At 74.7% G+C, this 15,494-nt stretch carries 15 protein-coding genes; 10 read left to right on the forward strand and 5 right to left on the reverse strand.

The window, feature by feature from the left end; genetic code table 11:
* Window positions 1-127: 127 nt before the first annotated feature.
* On the reverse strand, window positions 128-586 hold the full coding sequence (locus AB0K92_RS21730; protein WP_365925213.1) for a hypothetical protein: 459 nt from the start codon (window positions 584-586) through the stop codon (window positions 128-130).
* 335 nt (window positions 587-921) lie between these two features.
* On the opposite strand from AB0K92_RS21730, the gene AB0K92_RS21735 reads away from it, so the two are divergent.
* The 5 genes from AB0K92_RS21735 to AB0K92_RS21755 all read left to right on the forward strand — a co-directional run bounded on the left by AB0K92_RS21735 (window position 922) and on the right by AB0K92_RS21755 (window position 6,292).
* Window positions 922-1,065: a hypothetical protein gene (locus tag AB0K92_RS21735; RefSeq protein WP_365925215.1), complete on the forward strand. Its 144-nt coding sequence runs from the start codon at window positions 922-924 to the stop codon at window positions 1,063-1,065.
* A gap of 136 nt (window positions 1,066-1,201) precedes the next feature.
* Entirely contained in the window at window positions 1,202-2,077 is an 876-nt protein-coding gene (locus AB0K92_RS21740; protein ID WP_365925217.1) for a DUF1206 domain-containing protein, read from the forward strand.
* A gap of 146 nt (window positions 2,078-2,223) precedes the next feature.
* Window positions 2,224-3,636: a DUF692 domain-containing protein gene (locus AB0K92_RS21745; RefSeq protein WP_365925219.1), complete on the forward strand. Its 1,413-nt coding sequence runs from the start codon at window positions 2,224-2,226 to the stop codon at window positions 3,634-3,636.
* 144 nt (window positions 3,637-3,780) lie between these two features.
* Window positions 3,781-4,536: a TIGR04222 domain-containing membrane protein gene (locus AB0K92_RS21750; protein WP_365925221.1), complete on the forward strand. Its 756-nt coding sequence runs from the start codon at window positions 3,781-3,783 to the stop codon at window positions 4,534-4,536.
* A 169-nt stretch (window positions 4,537-4,705) separates the two neighbouring features.
* Window positions 4,706-6,292 (forward strand): alpha/beta hydrolase, encoded by a 1,587-nt coding sequence (locus AB0K92_RS21755; protein ID WP_365925223.1) that lies wholly within the window; start codon window positions 4,706-4,708, stop codon window positions 6,290-6,292.
* Between the two features lie 7 nt (window positions 6,293-6,299).
* Here the strand turns inward: AB0K92_RS21755 and hemQ are convergent, their stop codons facing one another.
* Both hemQ and hemG read right to left on the reverse strand, forming a co-directional pair.
* Window positions 6,300-7,025, reverse strand: coding sequence for a hydrogen peroxide-dependent heme synthase (gene hemQ / locus AB0K92_RS21760; RefSeq protein ID WP_365925225.1), 726 nt, complete (start codon window positions 7,023-7,025; stop codon window positions 6,300-6,302).
* 5 nt (window positions 7,026-7,030) lie between these two features.
* Window positions 7,031-8,488 carry a protoporphyrinogen oxidase gene (hemG, locus tag AB0K92_RS21765; RefSeq protein WP_365925227.1) on the reverse strand — a complete coding sequence of 486 codons (1,458 nt, stop codon included), beginning with the start codon at window positions 8,486-8,488 and terminating at the stop codon, window positions 7,031-7,033.
* A gap of 159 nt (window positions 8,489-8,647) precedes the next feature.
* Here hemG and AB0K92_RS21770 point away from each other — a divergent pair, with 159 nt between their 5' ends.
* Both AB0K92_RS21770 and AB0K92_RS21775 read left to right on the forward strand, forming a co-directional pair.
* Window positions 8,648-9,688, forward strand: coding sequence for a DUF4349 domain-containing protein (locus AB0K92_RS21770; RefSeq protein ID WP_365925229.1), 1,041 nt, complete (start codon window positions 8,648-8,650; stop codon window positions 9,686-9,688).
* Window positions 9,689-9,715: 27 nt separating this feature from the next.
* Window positions 9,716-11,122 carry an FAD-dependent oxidoreductase gene (locus AB0K92_RS21775; RefSeq protein WP_365925232.1) on the forward strand — a complete coding sequence of 469 codons (1,407 nt, stop codon included), beginning with the start codon at window positions 9,716-9,718 and terminating at the stop codon, window positions 11,120-11,122.
* 154 nt (window positions 11,123-11,276) lie between these two features.
* Here the strand turns inward: AB0K92_RS21775 and AB0K92_RS21780 are convergent, their stop codons facing one another.
* Window positions 11,277-11,555, reverse strand: coding sequence for a hypothetical protein (locus tag AB0K92_RS21780; protein ID WP_365925233.1), 279 nt, complete (start codon window positions 11,553-11,555; stop codon window positions 11,277-11,279).
* A 108-nt stretch (window positions 11,556-11,663) separates the two neighbouring features.
* Here AB0K92_RS21780 and AB0K92_RS21785 point away from each other — a divergent pair, with 108 nt between their 5' ends.
* Window positions 11,664-12,488 (forward strand): rhomboid family intramembrane serine protease, encoded by an 825-nt coding sequence (locus tag AB0K92_RS21785; protein ID WP_365925235.1) that lies wholly within the window; start codon window positions 11,664-11,666, stop codon window positions 12,486-12,488.
* 9 nt (window positions 12,489-12,497) lie between these two features.
* Here the strand turns inward: AB0K92_RS21785 and hemE are convergent, their stop codons facing one another.
* Window positions 12,498-13,553: a uroporphyrinogen decarboxylase gene (gene hemE, locus AB0K92_RS21790; RefSeq protein WP_365925237.1), complete on the reverse strand. Its 1,056-nt coding sequence runs from the start codon at window positions 13,551-13,553 to the stop codon at window positions 12,498-12,500.
* A 156-nt stretch (window positions 13,554-13,709) separates the two neighbouring features.
* Here hemE and AB0K92_RS21795 point away from each other — a divergent pair, with 156 nt between their 5' ends.
* Window positions 13,710-14,336 (forward strand): DUF3000 domain-containing protein, encoded by a 627-nt coding sequence (locus AB0K92_RS21795; protein ID WP_365925239.1) that lies wholly within the window; start codon window positions 13,710-13,712, stop codon window positions 14,334-14,336.
* Between the two features lie 213 nt (window positions 14,337-14,549).
* Window positions 14,550-15,212, forward strand: a complete 663-nt coding sequence (locus AB0K92_RS21800; protein ID WP_003993737.1) for a response regulator transcription factor — start codon at window positions 14,550-14,552, stop codon at window positions 15,210-15,212.
* Window positions 15,213-15,494: the final 282 nt, after the last annotated feature.

Here is a 15,494-nt window from a genome sequence, read left to right on the forward strand (position 1 = left end):
CCCGCCCGGACCACGCGTCAGCGAGTGGTCCGGGCGGGCCGCTGCCGCCTTGTCGTGCGGTGAGGGAACGGGCGGTGCGTCCGCCGGCAGCCCTTCAGGGGGTGTGAGGGCCGTGGTGTCCGGGCGGTCAGATGCGGCCTCCGGTCAGGCGGGTGATCGGCCCCTGGCCGCTGCGCTCGACGAGGCGGCCCGCCACGAAGGACGCCGTGGCCAGGGCCGTCACGCCCGTCGCGGTTCCGGCGGCGATGAGCTTGCGGTTCTTGACGACGGTCCACGCGGTGCCGGCGACCGAGGCGACCTGGCCGGCGGCCGATACGACGGTCTCCCGGGTGCCCGCGAGCGCGCTGCTCGCGGAGGACACCGCCCGGGACGCCCCGGCGGACGCCGACCGGGCCGCCCGCGCGGCGGTGGCACCCGGCGACGCCGCCTTGTCCGCCGCCTTCGTCGCGGTTCTGCCGCCCGCCGCCGCGGTCGACGACGCTGCCTTCCCGGTCTTCTCGGTCTTCTCGGCTGCCTTGGTCGCGACCGCCTTCGTCGTACGGGCGGCGCGCGCCGTCTTGCCTTCCTGCTCCTGTGAGTTGGCCATGGAGAGCGCGTTACCGCATCCGCCGCGGGCAAACGCGGCCGTCCCGGCGGGGTGCGGCGACGACGGCTGGCTTCGGCTACGACGGCCGCGTCCGGCCACGACGGCGACGAGAGCAGCGGCCGGCCACGACGGCTGCGTCCGCCACGACAGGCGTCCGACCACGACGGCCGCGTCCGGCCACGACAGGCGTCCGACCACGACGGCCGCGTCCGGCCACGACAGGCGTCCGACCACGACGGCTGCGTTCGACCGCGTAGCGCGGGTAGACGGACGGAAAGGAGCCGAGCGCTCCGTCCGGCACACACGTCCGGCACACACGACTCACGGAGGTTGTCATGCCCGGCATACTCGACCGCATCAAGCGCTACAGCCGCACCCCCCAGGGCCGGCGGACCGTCGCCTCGGCGCGGCGGGCGGCGTCGGATCCCCGCAACCGCGCGCGGGCCCGCACGCTCCTCGGCAAGCTGCGCCGCCGGTGACCACCGGCCCGTGCCCCGGCCGCACCCCCGGGTGCGGGCGGCGGCGGGCGCATATCCCGCCCCGGCGGGGGCATCCGGGCTCCTGCCGGTATCGAACACACCGCCGGGGCGGGTCGACGACGGGAGGGCAGCGGCCATGGCGACGGGATCGTCCGTGACACAAGGGGGCCTGCGGGCCCGACTCCGGCCGGGGCGCGGCGCGGGTGCCGCCCGCGCCCGCCGGGCGGCGAACGGTTCCGTCGTCGACGCCGCGGCCCGCTGGGGACTGGTGGCGCGCGGCACGATCTATCTGCTGATCGGCGTGCTGGCGCTGCGCATCGCCGACGGCAGCGGCGGCTCCCGGCAGGCGGACAGCAGCGGAGCCGTCCAGGAGCTGGCCCGGCAGCCGTTCGGCGAGACGCTGGTGTGGGCCATCGGCATCGGCCTGGTCGGCATGGCCCTGTGGCGGCTGACCGAAGCCGTCTTCGGAGCGTCCGGCCCGGACGGCGACAAGGCCTCCAAGCGCGCACTGAACGCCAGCCGCTGTGTCTTCTACGGTTTCGTGGCGTTCTCCGTGCTGACGTTCGTCACCTCCTCCAAGAACAGCGAGGGCAGCGACGCGACCTCGCGGGACCTCACCGCCCGGGCCCTCGAACTCCCCCTGGGACGCTGGCTGGTGGGCCTCGCGGGACTCGTCATCCTCGGCGTCGGCGTCGGGATCGGCGTCCGCGCGGCCCGGCGCACCTTCCACAAGCACCTCAACAGGGCGCGGATGTCCCGGCGGGCCCGGCGCGTCGTGGACGTCCTCGGCGTCACCGGCGGCGTGGCGCGCGGCCTGGTCTACGCGGCGGCCGGCGTCTTCGTGGTCACCGCCGCGGTGCAGTTCGACCCCGGGAAGGCCAAGGGCCTGGACGGCACGCTGCGCTCCTTCGCCGACACCCCGGCCGGGCCCTGGCTGCTCGGTCTGGTGGCGCTCGGCCTGGCCGTCTTCGGCCTGTTCTCGATCGCGATGGCCCGCTACCGCAGGGTCTGAGCGAACCCCCGACCCGACCCCGTTCCCCGGCCCCGTGCGGACCGAACCTCAAATGTTGCTCTGAAGGTGGATGCGACAGGGTTCGGCGCCCGGGGCCGGGGCCATACCCCCCTCACGCCTGCTGGAGAGCGCGGAGGTGGGGGACCATGCGGCGACTGGGAACGGGCATCGGGTGGCGGCCGGAGATCGCGGACGCCGTCGAGGCGATGCCGGGCGTCGACTGGGTGGAGGTCGTCGCCGAGAACGTCTGCCCCGGCCATCTGCCCGACTCGCTGCGGCGGCTGCGCGAGCGCGGCGTGACCGTCGTACCGCACGGGGTCTCCCTCGGGCTCGGCGGCGCGGACCGACCGGATGCGGGCCGGCTCACGGCGCTGGCCGAGCGGGCCGAGGCGCTGGGCTCGCCGCTGGTCACCGAGCACATCGCGTTCGTCCGCGCGGGCGGCCCGCTGACCGCCTCACCGCGGCTGGAGGCGGGACATCTGCTGCCGGTGCCGCGCACCCGCGACGCGCTGGACGTGCTGTGCGAGAACGTACGGATCGCCCAGGACGCGCTGCCCGTGCCGCTCGCGGTGGAGAACATCGCCGCGCTGATCTCCTGGCCGGGCGAGGAGATGACGGAGGGCCAGTTCCTGTACGACCTCGCGGACCGCACGGGCGTGCGGCTGCTGATCGACGTGGCGAATCTGCACACCAACCACGTCAACCGCGGCGAGGACCCCGCCAAGGCGCTCGCCGAACTGCCCCTGGAGGCCCTCGCGTACGTCCATGTCGCGGGCGGCTTCGAGCGCGACGGGGTCTGGCACGACAGCCACGCCCACCCCGTCCCGCGTCCGGTTCTCGACATCCTCACCGACCTCGCCTCCCGGGTGTCACCGCCCGGAGTGCTGCTGGAGCGGGACGAGAACTTCCCGGAGGCGGAGGAGCTGAGGGGCGAGCTGCGGACGATCCGCGCAGCCCTGGCGGAGGGCCGCGCGAGGGCGCGGGCGGCGGGCGCCCCGGCGAGCGCCCCGGCGAGCGCCCCGACCGCCTCCGCCGGCGCCACGAAGGCCTCGGCCCCCACGCCGCAAGCCTCCGCCGCCGCCCCGACCGCCTCCGCCGCTCCGGAGGCACCCGCCGATGCCCCGGAAGCCTCCGCTCCCGCCACAGCTCCCGCCCGGGAACGGCTCGCCCTCGCCCAGACCGCCCTGCTCTCCGCGCTCGTCGCCGGGACACCCGTGCCGGAGGGGTTCGACCGGGCCCGGCTGGGCGTGCAGGCGCGGGCGCTCGCCGGGAAGCGGGCCGGTGTCGTGGCGAAGGTGGCGCCGGAGCTGCCCGCGCTGCTGGGGGACGCGTACCGGACGGAGTTCCTCGCCTACGCGCACGGCCGCCCGATGACCGGCGGCTACCGGCGCGACGCCCTGGACTTCGCCGAGCACCTGCTGCGCTCCGGCCGCCTGGAGGCGCGGGTGCGGCGCGAGGTGCGGGCGTGGTGGCGGGAGCGGTCCGGCCCGGTGCCGTACTCGGCGCGTCCGGCCGTACGGCTCGCCCGCGGCGCCCGACGGGTCCTGCTGCGGCGCTGACCCGGCCGCCTCCCGGCCGGTCGCCTCCCGGCCGGCCGGACCACGCCCGACGGCCACGGAACAGACCCTCACATTCCGGCAACGCCCCGTCCGGATCCTGAACGGGGCATGGCATTCCACGGACCGACGGCATAGAAACACGGCATGTTCTGGGTCCCGCTCCTGCTCCTCGCCTGGTCCGCCGCCGGTGCGGCGTGCGCCTCCCTGTGCCTCGCCGCCGTACGCACGGCCGCGGCGGACACGGACCGAGCACACGAACTGACGCTCTACGAGGCCGCGTTCCTGTCCGGCGGTCCCGTGCGGGTCGCCGATCTCGCGCTGCTCTCGATGGCCCGTCAGCGCCGCCTGCTGCTCGCGCACACCGGCTGGGCAACCGTCGTCGACCCGCGCGGGCGGGACGACATCGAGCGCTCGGTGATAGGAGCGATCGGCCCGCGCGGGCAGTCCCCCATAGCTCCGGTCCGGGCCGCCGCCGCGACCACCGACGCGGTGCGCGGGCTCGCCGACCGGCTGGTCCGCGCGGGTCTGGCCGTGCCGGCCGGGGCCCGGACGACGGTCGCGGCCGGTGTGCGGCGGGTGCGCGCCGCGGCCGCCGCCGTGGTCGTGCTGGGCGTCACCGCGCTGCTGCTGCCCGGCGAACCGGGGCTGGAGCGGCCCCTGATCGCCTGCTGGTTCGCGCTGCCGCTCGTCCTCGCCCTGAGCTGCCTGGCCCTCGCGCGCATCGAGGCGCACCCGTACTCGCGGTGGGCCTCCCCGGCCGGGCAGCGGCTGCTGGCCGCGCTGCCCCGGCACCACGGCGACCACACCGACGACCGCGCGTACCTCACCGCGGTCGCCGTCCACGGCGTCCGCGCCGTCGGCGAACCGGAACTGCGGGCGGCGTTCGACCGCCGGCACTGACCCGGCGCCGGTCCCTCCGCCGGCCCCGCCCCGCCCCGAATCCCGGCGACACCTGTTCGGGGGGGTGCGGAAGCACGGGCGGCGACACCGGACCCCCGGTGCTTGCCTTCGGTGACACGCGAACGAAACATCCCTTTTGTCGCTGCCGCGCACCGAAAGGGAGTACGCGATGAGAGCTGCCGCCCTCTACACGGCCGCCGGGTCCCTGCTGCTGACCACCCTCGCCGCCGCCCCCGCCGGCAGCGCTCCCCGCACCCCGGCGCCCCCGGAGGCGAGCGGCACCGCGGTGGCCGTCGCCCGGGCGGCCGTGCAGGGCGTCGAGTTCGGCCCGTGCGACGGCGCCGGCCAGGACCTGCCGGGCCGGATGGAATGCGGCACGGTACGGGTCCCGCTCAACTACGCGCGGCCGGGCGGCCGGCAGATCGAGCTGGCCGTCAGCCGGATCCGGGCCACCCAGCGCGACCCGGGCAACAGCAAGCGCAAGGTGCCCCGGCAGGGCGCCCTCGTCTTCAACCCCGGCGGCCCCGGCGCCTCCGGCTTCCACTTCCCGCTGGTCGGCATGCTCCCCGAGTGGAAGCGCATCGCCGCCGCCTACGACCTGGTCGGCTACGCGCCGCGCGGCGTCGGGCGGTCCGCCCCGCTGTCCTGCCGCGACCCGAAGGACGTCTTCAAGGGCCCCACCCAGGCGCCCACCCACCCCACGGAGTCGTACAAGCGTGAACGCATCGCGCAGGCCAAGGCGTACGCGCGCGGCTGCGCCGAGCGGTCCGGTGACGCGCTGCGCCACTACCACTCCCTCAACAACGCCCGCGACCTCGACGTGCTGCGCGCCGCGCTGGGCGAGGAGAGACTGACGTTCCTCGGGTCCTCGTACGGCACCTACTTCGGGGCGCTGTACGCCACCCTGTTCCCCTCGCACGTACGGCGGATGGTGTTCGACTCGGCGGTGAACCCGGACCCGGCGCGGATCTGGTACCGCAACAACCTCGCCCAGTCGGCGGCGTTCGAGGAGCGCTGGGCGGATGTGAAGGAGTGGATCGCCCGGCACCACGGCGTGTACGGGCTGGGCGAGACCGAACAGGCCGTGCAGCGCAGCTACGACCGGGCGCGGGCGCGGCTGGCCGCGGAGCCGGCCGGCGGGAAGGTCGGGCCGGGGCAGCTGCAGAACCTGTTCCTCCAGGCCGGGTACTACGACGACTACTGGCCGGGGCGGGCGCACGCGCTGTCGGCGTATCTGAACGGCGATCCGCAGCCGCTGGTCGACCTGGCCGCGCCGCGCCGGGAGGCGGCGGCCGAGGCGGAGAACGCGAGCGCGGTCTACACGGCCGTGGAGTGCAACGACGCCCCGTGGCCGACCGAGTGGGAGGTGTGGGACCGGGACAACACGCGGCTGGCGCGGGTGGCGCCGTTCGAGACGTGGGACAACGTCTGGATGAACCTGCCCTGCGCGTACTGGACCGCGCCGCGCCAGCAGCCGCTGGACGTGCGGACCGGGCCCGGCGAGCTGCCGCCGACCCTGATCCTGGCGGCGGAGCGGGATGCCGCGGCACCGTACGAGGGGGCGCTGGAGCTGCACCGGCGGCTGTCGGGGTCGGTGCTGGTCACCGAGCGGGACGCCGGGACGCACGGCGTCGTGGGCGGCCCCAACGCGTGTGTGAACGGGCACGTCGAGGCGTATCTGCTGGAGGGCCGGGTGCCGGGGCGGCGCGCCGCGTGCGCGCCGCACCCGGAGCCGGAACCGCGCGCCGCGCGGTGACGGCCCGTCAGGCGAGTCCGGCCACCAGGTCGGCCACGGACTTGCGGCGGCCGGTGAAGAAGGGGACTTCCTCGCGGACGTGCAGGCGGGCCTCGGAGGCGCGCAGGTGGCGCATGAGGTCGACGATGCGGTACAGCTCGTCGGCCTCGAAGGCGAGGATCCACTCGTAGTCGCCGAGGGAGAAGGAGGCGACGGTGTTGGCGCGGACGTCCGGGTAGCCGCGGGCCATCTTGCCGTGGTCGGCGAGCATGCGGCGGCGGTCCTCCTCCGGCAGCAGGTACCAGTCGTAGGAGCGCACGAAGGGGTAGACGCTGACGTAATCGCGGGGCGTCTCGTCGGCGAGGAACGCCGGGATGTGCGAGCGGTTGAACTCGGCCGGGCGGTGCAGCGCCATGTTGGACCACACCGGCGTCAGCGCGCGGCCCAGGCGGGTGCGGCGGAAGAGGTTGTAGGCCTCCTGCAGCTGGTCGCTGGTCTCGGCGTGCCACCAGATCATCAGGTCGGCGTCGGCGCGCAGACCCGAGACGTCGTAGGTGCCGCGGATCGTCACGTCCTTCGCGGCGAGCTGGTCGAACAGCTCCTGCACCTCTTCGGCGTATCCCGCGCGGTCCTCGGGGAGGACGTCCTTCAGCTTGAACACGGACCACAGGGTGTAGCGGATGACCTCGTTGAGGTCCTTGGCCAGCTTGCCCTTGTTCGGGATCCGGCCGGTGGTGGTGGCGTCGTCACTCATGTCCCTCATTCTCCCGCTCCGCCGTGCAGGCTCTGCACCGGGTGGGCGGTGAGCTGCTCCACACCGCGCAGGTCACCGGCCAGCTGGTCCACCGCGGCGTACGCGCTCGCGACGCACGCGGGGACGCCGACCCCGTCGTAGGCCGCGCCGCAGACGGCGAGGCCGGGCAGGCCGGCGAGGTGGCCGCGGACGCGGGCCACGCGCGCGTGGTGGCCGACCGGGTACTGCGGCAGGCCGTCGTCCCAGCGGGTGACGCGGGTGGCGACGGGGGCGGCGTCGAGGCCGGTGGCCGCCGCGAGGTCGTGGCGGGAGACGGCGACCAGGCCGGCGTCGTCGCGGCCGAGGATCTCCGTCTCGCCGTAGCGTCCGACCGAGGTGCGCAGGACCACCGTCTCCGGGTCCTCCTCGGCGATCCAGGCCCACTTGTGGGAGGCGAACGTGGCCGCCTTGACGGTGCGGCCGTCGACCGGGGGGACCAGGAAGCCGCTGCCCTCGGGGAGGCGGACGTCGGCGCGGCGGTAGGCGAGGGTGATCAGCGCCATCGACGCGTACTCCACGGCCGCCAGCTCGGCCGCGGCCGCGGGGGCCTCGGCGCGCAGCAGGACGGCGGCGGCCGGCGCGGGGACGGCGACGACCACGGCGTCCGCGTGCAGCGTGCGGCCGCCCGCGGTGATCCGCCAGCCCGTGCCGGTGTCCCGCCGCAGCTCGGTCGCCGGCGTCCGGGTCAGGATCTCGCCGCCGCGGGAGCGCACCGAGTCGGCGACGGCGAGCGGCAGGGTGCCGACGCCGCCCTCCAGGCCCATGAAGACGGGGCCGGTCCGCGGGTTCGCCGCCGCCTTGGCCTGGATCTCCCGGACGGCCTCGGTGAGCGAGGTGTGGGTGCGGGCGGCCTCGAAGAGCTGGGGGACGGCGGAGCGCAGCGAGAGACGGTAGGCGTCGCCCGCGTAGACCCCGCCCAGCAGGGGTTCGACCAGGCGGTCGACGACCTCGCGGCCCAGTCTGGCCGCCACGTACTCCCCCACCGCGATATCGTCGCCGACCTCGGTGCGGGGCAGTTCGGCGTCCCGCTCGATGCGGCGCACGCCCTCCTCGGAGAGGACGCCGGACAGGGCTTCGGCGGTGCCGGGGACGCCCATGACGTGCCCCTTGGGCATGGGGCGCAGGGCGCCGCGGGTCCACAGCGCGGCGGTGCTGGTGGCGGGCGGCTGGAGCCGGCCGGCGAGGCCCACCTCGCGGGCGAGGCCGATCGCCTCGGGGCGGCGGGCCAGCAGGGACTCGGCACCGAGGTCGACCCGTACGCCCGCGATCTCGCCGGGCAGCAGCTTGCCGCCGACCCGGTCGGACGCCTCCAGCACGGTCACCCGCGCCCCGCGCTCCAGCAGCCGGTGGGCGGCGGCCAGCCCGGCGATCCCCGCTCCGATGACGACGACCCGTCCGCCGTCGCCGTTCCGTACTCCGCTCATGCCCCCACCCTCTCAGACACCACTGACAGTGCCGCCCGCGGGCCGTGTCCCGGCCGAGGCCCGACCGTGACCGGTTCGAGGCCTGGCCCGCCAAACGTTCGCCGCCGTCCGCGCGTCACAGGAATGTCCGTCGCACCGAAACCCGGGGGGTACACCCGTATGCGCACTCGACACTCCGCCCGACGACCCGTCCGGTATCTCGCCGGGCTGCTGCTGGCCACCGCCCTCGCGGCCACCGGATGCAGCGGCGAGGGCGACGCGTCCGGGGCCGCCGACAAGGGGGCCAAGGCCGCCGACGCGGGGGCGGGCTACGCGGAGGGCTCCTCCGGCAGCCGGCACCGGACCGCGCAGGACAAGGCGCCGAAGCCCGCCGCGAGCCACATCATCCGCACCGCGTCCCTGACCGTGCAGGTGAAGGACGTGCCCCGGGCGCTCGCCGAGACCCGCGCGATCGCCGAGGGCGCGGGCGGCCACGTCGGCCGGGAGACCACCCACCGCAACGACGACGAGGAGTACACCGAGCTGGTGCTGCGGGTGCCGGTCGACCCGTACGAGGAGGTGCTGGAGGACCTGGAGGGCACGGGCCGGCTGCTGGAGCGCACCGCGAAGGCGCAGGACGTCACCGAGCAGGTCGTCGACGTGGAGAGCCGGATCCGCACCCAGCGGGCCAGCGTGGAGCGGATCCGCAAGCTGATGGAGGAGGCGACCAAGCTCGGCGACGTGGTGACCCTGGAGGGCGAGCTGAGCAGCCGGCAGGCCGACCTGGAGTCACTGCTCGCCCGGCAGGCGTCGCTGAAGGACCGGACGAGTCTGGCGACGATCACCGTGTCGCTGAACGAGACGCCGGCGGTGAAGGACACCGGGGACGACGACCCGGGCGTCGCGGACGCGCTCGGCGGCGGCTGGGCGGCGTTCCTCGGGATGCTGCGCTGGATCGTCGTGGCGCTCGCCGCGGTGCTGCCCTTCGCCGCGCTGGCGGCCCTGCTGGTGCTGGCGTGGCTGCGGCTCGTCCGGCCCCGGCGGGCGCACCGCGCGGCGGAGCCGGCCGCGGTGACGGCGCTCGGCCCGCTGCCCGCGCACGGAGGCGAGCCCGGCGGGACCGGCGGGACCGGTGGGACCGGCGGGTCGGGGGAGGAGGCCCACGCGTCCGCGGGGAGCCAGGGCACGCGGCGCGCGGAACCGGAAGGGCCGCGCGACTGAAATCCCGGGCCCCCGTAGCGTGTTCGCATGAACATGAGCCGTACGAACCGTCCGAAGGGTGCCCGGCAGCGTCTGGTGGTGATCGGCGGGGACGCCGCGGGAATGTCCGCGGCGTCCCAGGCCCGCCGCCTGAAGGGCCCCGGCGAACTGGAGATCACGGCGTTCGAGCGGGGCCACTTCACCTCGTACTCGGCGTGCGGCATCCCCTACTGGGTGGGCGGTGACGTCGACGACCGCGACCGGCTGATCGCCCGCACCCCCGAGGAGCACCGGGAGCGCGGCATCGACCTGCGGCTGCGCACGGAGGTCACGGAGATCGACGTCGACGGGCAGCGGGTCCGCGCGCGGGACCTCGCCTCCGGTGCCGAGTCGTGGACGCCGTACGACCATCTCGTGATCGCCACCGGGGCGCGGCCCGTGCGGCCGGACCTGCCCGGTGTGGACGCGCCCGGCGTGCACGGGGTGCAGACCCTCGACGACGGACAGGCCCTGCTGGACACCCTCACCACCGTGGAGGGCCGCCGCGCGGTGGTCGTCGGGGCCGGGTACATCGGCGTGGAGATGGCCGAGGCACTGCTCCGCCGCGGCTTCGAGGTGACGGTCGTCAACCGGAGCAGCCAGCCGATGTCCACGCTCGACCCCGACATGGGCCGGCTGGTGCGCGAGGCGATGACGGGGATGGGCATCACCATGGTGGACGACGCCGAGGTCACCAAGGTGCTCACCGGGGACGACGGGCGGGTCCGCGCGGTGGCCACCGAGGACGGCGAGTACCCGGCGGACGTGGTCGTCCTCGGGATCGGGGTGCGCCCGGAGACCACGCTGGCCGGCGCGGCGGGCCTGCCGCTCGGCGCGCACGGCGGTCTGCTGACCGATCTCGCGATGCGGGTGCACGGTCACGAGAACATCTGGGCCGGCGGCGACTGCGTGGAGGTGCTGGACCTGGTCTCCGGCCGCGAGCGGCACATCGCGCTGGGCACCCACGCCAACAAGCACGGCCAGGTCATCGGCACCAACATCGGCGGCGGGTACGCCACGTTCCCCGGTGTGGTCGGCACCGCGGTCAGCAAGGTGTGCGACCTGGAGATCGCCCGCACCGGTCTGCGCGAGAAGGACGCGCACCGCGCGGGCCTGCAGTACGTGGCGGTCACGATCGAGTCCACGAGCCGCGCGGGGTACTACCCCGGCGCCTCCCCCATGACCGTGAAGATGCTCGCCGAGCGCCGCACCGGCCGCCTCCTCGGCGTCCAGATCGTCGGGCGGGAGGGGGCGGGCAAGCGGGTCGACATCGCCGCGGTGGCGCTGACCGCCGGGCTGACCGTGGAGCAGGTGGCCCACCTGGACCTCGGGTACGCGCCGCCGTTCTCCCCCGTGTGGGACCCGGTGCAGGTCGCCGCGCGCAAGGCCGCGGTGGCGGTGCGGGAAGCGCCGTAGCGGCGCCGCGAGGGTGCGGTCGCGTCGCCGGGTGCGGGTCGTGGGCGGCTGGTCGCGCAGTTCCCCGCGCCCCTTTCCGGTAGGACCAGTGGACCCACCAGGGGCGCGGGGAACTGCGCGAACGGCCCCCGCCGGCCCGCAGCCCGCGTATCGGCTAAGCCGTCCCGTTGACCCGCGGCAAGGACGCCACGGACGCCCCGGAAGCGGCAACCGCCTCAGTCGTCCCCGGCCTGGCATGCGCAGCGACCCGCGCGGAGCGCAGCCGGTGGCTCACCGCCTCGTCCAGCGTCACCGGCCGCTGCATCTGCGCGGCCAGCCGCCCGGCCTCCTGGCCCAGCCGGGCCACGTCCTCCCAGGGCAGCCGGACGACGAGGGCGAGTTCCGCCTCGCCGTCGGGCAGGGCGTGCATCGGAGGGGTCACACGGTCGCTCATCGGCTGTTCCTCACGTCGTCGCGGCAGAGGCGGTCGCCGGAACATACGTACGCCTGAACCGCGCCGTTCAGGCGTATTCGCCGCGCGCATCCCGGGCACTACTCCCTTGTGGTCATCCCCGTCCATGACGTGAACCCGGCGCGCCGTACGCCCTGGGTGACGTACGCGCTCATCGCCGCCAACGTGCTGGCGTTCCTGTTCATGCCCGGCCTGGCCGGCACCGTGGCCGGGGACACGGCCCTCGCCCAGCAGTGCCATCTGCACGCGTTCCTGGACCAGTACGCGGCGGTGCCGCAGGAGCTGATCCACCACCGGATGCCGCGGCTGGTGCCGACCGGCGAGACGGCGGTGGGCCCGCAGGGACCGGGCTGTGTCGTGGCGCCGCCGGACTACGGCAAGTCACCGGAGCTGAGCGTGCTCAGCGCGATGTTCCTGCACGGCGGCTGGCTGCACCTGCTCGGCAACATGCTGTTCCTGCTGATCTTCGGCAACAACATCGAGGACCGCATGGGCCACGTCCGCTTCGCGCTGTTCTACCTGGTGTGCGGCTACGCGGCGACGTACGGCTTCGCGCTCCTCAACGCCGGCTCGGGCGAGCCGCTGATCGGCGCGTCCGGGGCGATCGCCGGGGTCCTCGGCGCCTATCTGGTGCTGTATCCGAAGGCCCGGGTGTGGGTGCTGGTGCCGTTCCTGATCTTCCTGCCGCTGAGGCTGCCGGCCTGGCTGGTGCTGGGCTTCTGGTTCGGGCTCCAGGCGGTGTACTCCTCCGGCGAGGGCGTCTCGGACGCCGGCACCGTGGCGTACGCGGCGCACATCGTCGGCTTCCTCGCCGGGATGCTGCTCGCCTGGCCGCTCAAGCCGGGCACGCCACCGCCGCCGGAGCCGCGCGGCCTGCCCTTCGGCAGGCAGGCCCGGCCCCGGCACACCTGGTGAGGCTTCGGCTCAGCGGGCGGTCCGCGTGTGGACGTAGTCGACCAGGCGGGTCAGCGCGTCCGGGTCGGTGGCCGGCATGACACCGTGGCCGAGGTTGAAGACGTGGCCCTCCAGGCCGGCCGCCGCGTCCAGCACCTCGCGGGTCTTGGCCTCGACGGCCTCGGTGGAGGCGAACAGGACGGTCGGGTCGAGGTTGCCCTGGAGCGCCTTGCCGGGGCCGACCCGGCGGGCGGCCTCGTCCAGCGGGACGCGCCAGTCGACGCCGACGACGTCTGCGCCCGCCTCGCCCATCAGACCCAGCAGCTCGCCGGTGCCGACGCCGAAGTGGATGCGCGGGACGCCGTAGCCGGCGACGGCCTGGAAGACCTTCGCCGAGGCGGGCAGGACGGAGCGCCGGTAGTCGACGGGGGCGAGCGCGCCGGCCCAGGAGTCGAACAGCTGGACCGCCGAGACGCCCGCTTCGATCTGGACCTTCAGGAACCCGGCCGTGATGTCCGCGAGGCGGTCCAGCAGGTCGGCCCACAGCTCGGGGTCGCCGTACATCATCGCCTTGGCGTTCTCGTACGTCCGCGAGGGGCCGCCCTCGACGAGGTAGCTCGCGAGGGTGAAGGGGGCGCCGGCGAAGCCGATGAGCGGGGTGGAGCCCAGCTCGCGGGTGAGCATCCCGATGGCCTCGGTGACGTAGGGGACGTCCTCGGGGGTGAGGTCCCGGAGCCGGTCGAGGTCCGCGCGGGAGCGGACCGGGCGCTCGACGACCGGGCCGACGCCGGGCTTGATGTCGAGGTCGACGCCGATGGCCTTGAGCGGGACGACGATGTCGCTGAAGAAGATCGCCGCGTCCACGCCGTGCCGCCGCACCGGCTGGAGGGTGATCTCGGTGACCAGCTCGGGCCGCATGCAGGACTCCAACATGGGGATGCCCTCGCGGACCTTGCGGTACTCGGGCAGCGAGCGCCCGGCCTGCCGCATGAACCACACGGGCGTGTGCGGCACGGGTTCGCGCCTGCACGCCTTGAGGAAGGCGGAGTCGTACGTCGCGGAAGGCTGCGTCTGGTTGGCACTCACGGGGCAAGTTTCGCACGGCACGCCGACGGCCCCGGCCGGGCCCTGCGCACACCGGTACGACCGGCGGGGTGTCTCTCCCTGCGCCGGGCGCCCGTTCCGCTTAATCTTCCCCGCATGGCTGCGGCTCAGGGACGACTGTCGGACGACGCTGGCGGAATGGACGACCCGAAGGAGAGGGGTCTGCATGCGGGTGAGGCGGCTCCGCCGGTCTTCCGGGCCGCCGTCGACGCCCTGAGGTCGGCGCGGCTGCGCCCGCAGCTGGAGGTCGAGGCCACGCGGGCCCCGCAGCGGCTCGCGCCGTACGCGTACGCCCTGGAGGCGACGGTGGTCGACGGCGAGCAGGACCTGGCCGACGGCCGGCTGGTGCTGCTGCACGATCCGGCCGGGCACGAGGCCTGGCGGGGCACGTTCCGGCTGGTGACGCTGGTGCGCGCGGAGCTGGAGCCGGAGATGGCGGCCGATCCGCTGCTGCCGGACGTGTGCTGGTCGTGGCTGACCGGGGCGCTGCAGGCGCGCGGGCTGACGTACGGCGAGCCGAGCGGCACGGTGACCCGGGCCAGCTCCCACTACTTCGGCGGGCTGTCGGAGCGCCCGGCTGCCTCGCAGATCGAGATCCGTGCCTCGTGGACGCCGCGGGAGGGGCTGGGCGGGGTGCCGGACACGGCGGGGCATCTGGCGGCCTGGTGCGATCTGCTGGCTCAGGTGGCCGGGCTGCCGCCCGCCGGTCCGGGTGACGCTTCGGTGGTGACGTTGCCGCAGCGGCGCGGGCCGCAGTCACGCTGACCAGCGGCCGACCGACCGTCGTTTTGTCGATACGGCCACTTTCAATCAGGAGTAGTCACTCGAACGAACCGATTCGTTCACCGAACGATCGACAGGGTGTCCGAATTGCACCGATTGCTACTCACTAGATCGTGATCATTCCCTAAAGCCCCGCAGGTTTGGTGCCGAAGACGACTGTGACCTTCAAAGCCGTCCCGCACCCCAGGAGGCCTGGTGTCCGTTCTCCTCGAGCAGCCCGCAAGCCTGGTCGCCTACCGCCCGAACAAGCCCACCGCCATGGTCGTCGTCGCCGATCCACGCGTCCGCTCCACCGTCACCCGCCATCTGTGGGCGCTCGGTGTGCGCGACGTCATCGAGGCGTCGTCCATCGCCGAGGCTCGTCCCCGCATCGGCAACCCCCGCGACATCTGCGTCGCCGACGTCCACCTGCCCGACGGCTCCGGCCTGACCCTCCTGTCGGAGACGCGCGCCGCGGGCTGGCCCAACGGGCTCGCCCTGTCCGCCGCCGACGACATCGGCGCCGTCCGCAACGCCCTCGCGGGCGGTGTGAAGGGCTACGTCGTCACCGGCACCCGCACCAACGTCGGGCTCCCCACCCGGCCCGGCGCCGCCCCCATCGGCGCCGCCGCCGCCCGCCTGCACCGCCGCCCCCCGGGTGCCCCGAGCCACCCGGGCGGCTACCGCGAGCTGTCCGGCCGCGAGGTGGAGGTGCTGCGGCTGGTCGCCGAGGGCCAGTCCAACAAGGCCATCGGCGTCTCGATGGGCCTGTCCGCCCTGACTGTCAAGAGCCACCTCGCCCGCATCGCCCGCAAGCTGGGCACCGGTGACCGGGCCGGCATGGTCGCCGTGGCCCTGCGCACCGGCATCATCCACTGAATCCACCGACCCCTGCCCGCACCCCGTGATCCCCCGAACTGACCGGTTCACGACCCTCCGGTGCCCGTCGGCGGAACGTTCCGCCGGCGGGCATCGCGCGTCCGCGCCCCCTCTTTCTTCTCCGGGGGCTTTCGTCCTCTGGGGCGGGTGAGATGGTGCGACCAGGGCGGACGGCGGTGAAACCCTGCGCGGCGACGCGCAGCGGCGAGGCTTGTTTTCGCTGGTCAGCCTCGCTCGTGTGCGGAGGGACAGGTCAGCCATTCGCCTGTACGGATACCCTTG

This window comes from Streptomyces sp. NPDC052687 (assembly GCF_040678395.1).
Taxonomy (GTDB): domain Bacteria; phylum Actinomycetota; class Actinomycetes; order Streptomycetales; family Streptomycetaceae; genus Streptomyces.